Annotated in this window: 7 protein-coding genes; all 7 read right to left on the reverse strand. The window is 50.3% G+C overall.

The features are described from left to right. On the reverse strand, positions 1 to 153 hold a 153-nt coding region (locus EOA86_RS17905; RefSeq protein WP_206630060.1), incomplete at its 3' end, for a hypothetical protein. Between the two features lie 110 nt (positions 154 to 263). Continuing rightward, the gene (locus EOA86_RS17910) at positions 264 to 1,421 is read right to left on the reverse strand and encodes a glycosyltransferase (RefSeq protein ID WP_082982131.1); all 1,158 of its coding nucleotides are present in this window, start codon (positions 1,419 to 1,421) and stop codon (positions 264 to 266) included. Positions 1,422 to 1,486: 65 nt separating this feature from the next. After that, positions 1,487 to 2,254 carry an FkbM family methyltransferase gene (locus EOA86_RS17915; protein WP_082982130.1) on the reverse strand — a complete coding sequence of 256 codons (768 nt, stop codon included), beginning with the start codon at positions 2,252 to 2,254 and terminating at the stop codon, positions 1,487 to 1,489. 96 nt (positions 2,255 to 2,350) lie between these two features. Further along, on the reverse strand, positions 2,351 to 3,316 hold the full coding sequence (locus EOA86_RS17920; protein WP_164891807.1) for a glycosyltransferase family 4 protein: 966 nt from the start codon (positions 3,314 to 3,316) through the stop codon (positions 2,351 to 2,353). A gap of 106 nt (positions 3,317 to 3,422) precedes the next feature. Then, positions 3,423 to 4,133 (reverse strand): FkbM family methyltransferase, encoded by a 711-nt coding sequence (locus EOA86_RS17925; RefSeq protein WP_128342869.1) that lies wholly within the window; start codon positions 4,131 to 4,133, stop codon positions 3,423 to 3,425. A 12-nt stretch (positions 4,134 to 4,145) separates the two neighbouring features. After that, the gene (locus EOA86_RS17930; RefSeq protein ID WP_128342871.1) at positions 4,146 to 5,303 is read right to left on the reverse strand and encodes a glycosyltransferase; all 1,158 of its coding nucleotides are present in this window, start codon (positions 5,301 to 5,303) and stop codon (positions 4,146 to 4,148) included. Beyond that, a partial coding sequence (locus EOA86_RS17935; protein WP_164891808.1) for a hypothetical protein occupies positions 5,300 to 6,301 on the reverse strand: 1,002 nt, incomplete at its 5' end. The genes EOA86_RS17930 and EOA86_RS17935, both read right to left, overlap by 4 nt.

Below are 6,301 nucleotides of genomic sequence, written 5' to 3' on the forward strand. Positions count from 1 at the left end.
TCTAAAGTCTGTATCAAGTCCAATAACATTAAAACCCGCTCGAGCCGCGGCGATCGCTAGCGGAAGTCCAACGTATCCAAGCCCAATAACACCTACGACGGCTTCATGAGAGTTTATTTTCCGAAGCAACTCAGCCCCCTGCCCCTGTTTCATCGCCAAATTCGTAACCACTTCCCTGCCTTCAGTTTGGATTCAAATGCTGGTTGGTGAGACACTGCGGGCGTCTCTGCGGCGCAATAGTTCAAACTAGTCGCTTGCAGAGGCTAAAGAATGACCGTAGGCGGTGGCGAGCCTTGACCTCGTAACCAACTATAGGCTTCAATCATCCGCTCTGCTATTCCCGACCATGCGAAATCGCGGATCATCCAATTTTGGCCGCGGGTACCCATTTGGTGAAGCTCGATCATCCCTGATGTGAGGGCGGCGTGAAGCGCATGCCTCAGTGGCTCCACTCCCAGATCGACCCACCATCCACATCCATACGTCTCAAGTCCACGCCACGGGGTCGCTTTCGTGGTAATTACGGGGGTTGCGCATGCTAGGCTCTCCGCAACAGTCATTGCGAAATTTTCTGATGCGGACGGCAACACAGATACCGCCGCTCTTCTATAGAGTTCGTACTTTTTTTCGCCATAGACCGGATCACCAAAAATGCATCGCTGTAGCCCGTGCTCTACGGCCTCTTGCTTCAACTTCTTGACATAATTTGGCTCACCTGGGCCCCGAATCTCGAGTGTCCAATTAGGAAAGACGTCCTCTAGTTGAGCCCATGCCTTTAGGAGAGTCTCAATACGCTTGATCGGATGTAAGCGGCCGAGATACAGAACAACAGCCGAACGCTCACCGTCGCAACATGGCAATTCGGAGGGCTGCGGATGGGAGACCCCAACCCCGTTGGGTAAAATTACAACCGGTTGCCTTAGACCAAAAGCCCGGATGTCCTCATATTCTTGCTCGCTTGTAGCGTGAATAAGATTTGCTGCCTTGAGTGCTGATCGCTGCGCGATGATCCAAAAGACAGACTTTACCGCTCTTGAATATTCTAGAGCAGCTGGACTGAGCATGCCTCGAGGCGATACGACAAATGGAACTTTAAACGCATTGGAGACCCGAGCTGGATAAACATTTGGCATCATCCACAGTCCGTGCGTGTGAAGTACCTCGGCCCCAGCTGCGACCTCGACCAACCCCTTCCTCATCTTGGAAGATAGGCCTAGTTTTTTAAGGTGCCCGAACCTTTCATAATCACGATTAAATTTCCTATTTCTAAATTTTCCGTCCGAGGTATCGATTGGGGCCCCTAATGAAAAAAGCTCCACTTCCCTTCCAATTTTCTCCATTGCCCTAGCAAGCTGTAAAACAGAGTACGAGGGACCAGAGGCCTCCGCTTCGATTGACGCAACGATTTGTACTATTTTCATCCGCTTCTCAAAACAGTACACACTGCAATTAAAATCTCGTCATGTCCGTGAGCTGCCTGACACTGTCAAGAGCGAAACACAATATTACCGGATAAGCCATCAAGCTTTTCCTGATCGAATGTCACGGCACGATAACCAAAGGTCGCCATAAATGACACGAGGTCCGCGGATGTGTACCCGAATGCCTTCTGATTAATCTCACTGGTTTCTAGAACGATTACTCTTGGCTTGAGTTCAGGGTTACAAAGAACGGTTTGGGCGCCTCGCATTACAGCGAATTCCGCTCCCTCGACATCAATCTTGATCAGGTCTGCTCTCCGCCCTGCAGCCAAAAGAAAGTCGTCCAACCGCCTCTGCGGGACCGTGATCATTGATCTTACTGCGCGCCGCTTTGTATCACGAAGTCCGGAATAGCCAGAGTCACCGGAGCGAAAAAACTGGGCATCTCCGTCGGTGTCTGATAGCGCTACCTTAGCGACTTTGCTGCCGTCGTATCCATTTAATTCAATGTTGAATTCTGCCAGACTGGCGATCAATGGATCCGGTTCAAAAGACAATACTTCCCCTCCCTTACCAACTAATTTCCAAAGGTAGCAGGAAATATAGCCAAGGTTGGCTCCAACATCGACGCAAAAACTGCCTTCAGACAGTTCTTTATCGAAGTAATCGAGAAGTTCGTTCTCATAGGCTCTATCCCAGTACAATCTCCAACCGACTGTCTCATGAAGCGGCACTACGATCGCAAGCCCGCGTAACCTTACGGTTGCAAACGTTGGCTCTATTGGCTTTTTGAAGCTTCCGATTCGGGAACGAACATTTGTAAATATTGACACGCATTTTCCCTATCTATAATTCTTGTCCAGCTGCTTTCAACAACTCAAAACGCCCGATCCGCATCCCAGCAGTATTTCTTGGCATTGCTCCGACCTTCAGATGCTCGGTCGGAGAGTTCGACGTTCCTCGCAAAATGCAATCGCTGCCTCGAACCCCTGCACCATGTTTTCGATATCCAGCTTCTCTATATAATACTTGCGGGCATTTCTCGCCATCTCTTCTCGTAGATCACTATTAAGCAAGCGCTCCATCACCCGTGCCAACTCATTGGCGCCACCGCGATAAAACAAGGAATTCTCGTTTTCCACACAATATTCGAACTCAGGCGCGTGCCGATTGCCAGGGCGAGTTACCACTGGAACGCCGGCCCAAAACGATTGAACGACAGAGAGACCGACGTGCCACGGCGACACAGTTGCGATCGCTCGATCAAGGAATTTTTTTAGTCCCTCGGGTGTACTCGTCCTAGGATGAAATTCAATGCGGTCAGAAAAGCCACCCCTATTTGCCCTTGTTTTCATGGACGCCTCTGTCGACCCACTTCCGACCAATACGAGGCGCACGCTAGGGTGCTCTGCCGCTACGACAGCAAAAGCGTCCAGAAGCTCCATCAACCCCTTTTCATCGCGGTAGTCACCGAAGTAAAGATAGCTGTCACGGCACACCGTCGGATCCGCTTCAAAGCTCGCAAGCGCGATCGTATTTCTCGCTACAAAGAGTTTGTCATTTGCAAGCCAGCGCGCAAATTGGTCTCTGCCGGACTCTGTGTAGAAGATAGAAGCCGTTACCCGGGCAGCCGCGATTAGCCGCAAGGGTCGTATAAAAAAACTTCCCCATCTTCTTCCGAAGCCATGACTCCAGATTACCACCTGACCACGGGAGCTGAAGATTATCGAAAGAAGCGATGGATTACGAAGATCAAGGCCGGTAATCAGTATATCATTCTCTACATCAAATGGAATGTTCCACGCATGCTGTCCAAATTTCTTTTTGTCGAACTGTAAATGCATCCATTTGAAATCAGTCGGGCTTTTTGGTGGCTCCTGAGAACAAACGATCAAGTCCCTTCGCCGACGCGCAATTGCGTTAAATACCCCTATTCGATATTCGGCGATCCGCCTCTGTATTATATATATAGTCATATCACTCGGTCACTACAGCGTACATCTATATTTGTCGCGCAAAAATCACGTCAACCTGATAGACGCGACCGGATTCCTGATCAGCGAAACCGGGCTCGATCGACCAGATATTAAACCCGTGATCAGAAAACCATCTCAGGGCTTCCGAAAACTCCCAGTAAGACTCGTACAATGGAACCAGAGATAGCTCCAATTCGACCACCTCCGCACGTACCATAGTCTCCATTGCGCCCTGAATAACCAGAGACTCTGCTCCTTGAACATCGCACTTTAGATACACCTTCTCGACGCCAGGCAAATTCTCCTTGCAATAGCTATCGATTGAACGCATCGGGACTGATATCCTGCTTTCCTCTCTCGCATTTGCTGCTCTCTCCGCTAGGGCTGTCATTGCAAATAGCGAACTCGAAGTGGTTCGCGAAGAGACGGAGAATTCTGCCGTAGCATCACGGTCGCCGATCGCAACCGGCACAACCGACCATCGATTTTGGCGGGACGCGCGACGGCGTAGCGCATCGAGGGCCTGAGGCAGAGGTTCAAAAGAGATCAGAGCCCCATCAAAGCCTGCCCTGTAAAGTGCATTTCCAAAGCCACCATAGTGTGCGCCCACATCGAGAACACAACCGACCTTTCGCTGCCGCAGCAACTCAATTCTTCGCGACCACGGGTCAGTATTCGGGCCAATTCGGGTTACGTTAAATCCGGCCTTTCGAAACACTTCCTTCAGTCTACTCATTTGACGAGCCCTTTATGTTAAACAAGGCGTGGGAACGCCAATGAATTTGGCAATTTTTCTGGCGCTACTCTGGACAGAGTATTCTTCGATTGCAAATTTTCTGACTTGTGTAGCCGCGGCAATCCACTGCGACTCTGGCTGGCGTAGAACCCCATCAAGCTTGTCAGCAAAACGATCCGGGCTTGCGACACCACTACAACCTAGAACGGAAACGAGGTCACGCGGCATGCCTGCCGTATCCGTCGATAAAATAGGGCGAGAATAAGACATATATTTCAATAGTTTTGAGGGAAAATTTGTGTCGGACGCTGAGAAGCTTGGGTCGCGAGGATTCAAAAACGCATACGCGTCAGAGCACAAGGCGTCTAGCTCGGCTGCATTCAAAAACCCTGTGACTTGAGCGCCCATTTCTTTTAATGCAATCGCTGACTGCACGTCGCTAACCCGACCCGCAACAACAACGTCGATGTCTGACAGGTCGATTCGCTTAAGTGCTCGAACCAGGAAATCAGATCCACTTACCTTGTCGACTCCGCCGACGAATACGAGCTTCTTCCTTGTTCCGACTTTTGGAGCTGAGACTTCCGCGACGTGGGGAATCGTCCCATGAAACGCCATACAGCGCCGCCCCTCCAGCAGAGATCCTATGCTTGCGGGCAAATAGAGTAATCCACCTGTCGCAACTTTTGCGACTTCCTTGACTAAGTCTAACCCAGCTGAATTAGATGGCGCGTCGGGAACGATAACGACCACGCGCTGGACCAAGTTGCCGATGCGTTTAACTGCAGCCGCGGAAAGCGTTCCCTGCCCATAGACAAAAACGAAAGCCTCACGACTTACTTCGGCACAAACGGCTCTCTCCAGCGCACGGCTAATGGACCTGCGCTTGATAGCCGGAAGGTTGAGGAATCTCACCAGCTTCATCCCAGTCGAGGACGATTTGATCTCCATTCCAGGCTGCAGAAAAGGTCCACGTGGCCACGACGATTCGTTTGAAAACCAAAAACTTCTGTCCACACGACCAAACGTCTCCAACGCGTCAACCAAGCCTCGTATCCAAGCGGACGCCGCTGGTGAAACAAAAGGAAAACGGAGAACCTGCTCATCCGAGAACGTCGGCGCTATTAGAACAACTGGATACATGCCATCCATCCTCTCCAGTACCTTCACCTCCGTCTCTCTCGTCCATAGCGATCTGCGCCTGCCCGGGTGGTACGCCAATTACCAGCACTCGCGATTTCGGAAGTTCCTACGGCCACCAGCCCGGGCAATGACCAGTAGCACAGCGATCCAATTAATCCAGGAAATAGTACCGAATTCTCCTTGAAGAAGAACAGCACAAACAAAACAAAATGCAATGCCACCAGCGGTCCACACCAATACTGACCCGATTTTTTGATTCTCCTTATCATCTCAATTTGCAAAATGATAAATATCGCCGTGAACAATATGAGTCCCAGAACTCCATTCTCCGCCACAATCATCGCAGCGCCTACTTCCGCAGCCATACTAAGGTCACGCACCTCGAACGCCTTCCCAGCTCCAGAAGCATACCCGGTGAAATTTCCAAAAGGCGCCAAATTTACCCATTCGACAACAAACTTCAAGAAGATCGCATTTATTCTTTCGCCTATGTCTAACTGACCTTCACTTAGTAACACCATTCTTTCGCCAAAGATCACGCTGTTAACACGGTCCCAAAAGAGCGCTAGAGAAAAAACCGCTACGGGACTCGCCGCGAAAAGCGCGAAAATCAGACGGCCGCGATGAACCCGAATTTCGATTGCCAGTAGAATGAAAGCGATAAAAATGGCACTAAATAAAGCACCTCTACGGGCGGTCATCCATATTACAGCGAGTATCATCAGAGCGATAGCCAACTGAACTAGCCGCTCTTTTGAACTCCTTGACCTCAACACAAGCGCCGAAGCAAAACCAAATGCACACAGCGATGCAATTGAGTTAACGGGCGCAGTAGTAAAATAGCCAGCAAGTGTTGCTTGTCCGATACGAAACTCCTTCCCTGCTAGAAGCTCGATAGCGTTTGCCCTAAAAACGCTCGGCAGCGCGTCGTTGCCAAAAACAAGCATTACAATGCCTAGAGGGAACTGAAGCGCTATAACCGAAACGAAAACCTTTGCCGCTCTAACAAACTTCATTGAATCGCC

Origin of the sequence: Mesorhizobium sp. M5C.F.Ca.IN.020.32.2.1, from assembly GCF_004023105.1 — a bacterium.
Lineage (GTDB): Bacteria > Pseudomonadota > Alphaproteobacteria > Rhizobiales > Rhizobiaceae > Mesorhizobium > Mesorhizobium wenxiniae.

Coding starts and splice junctions, on each gene's coding strand:
- EOA86_RS17925 (WP_128342869.1), bottom strand. CDS start 4,133: ATGAGTAGACTGAAGGAAGTGTTTCGAAAGGCCGGATTTAACGTAACC.
- EOA86_RS17910 (WP_082982131.1), bottom strand. CDS start 1,421: ATGAAAATAGTACAAATCGTTGCGTCAATCGAAGCGGAGGCCTCTGGT.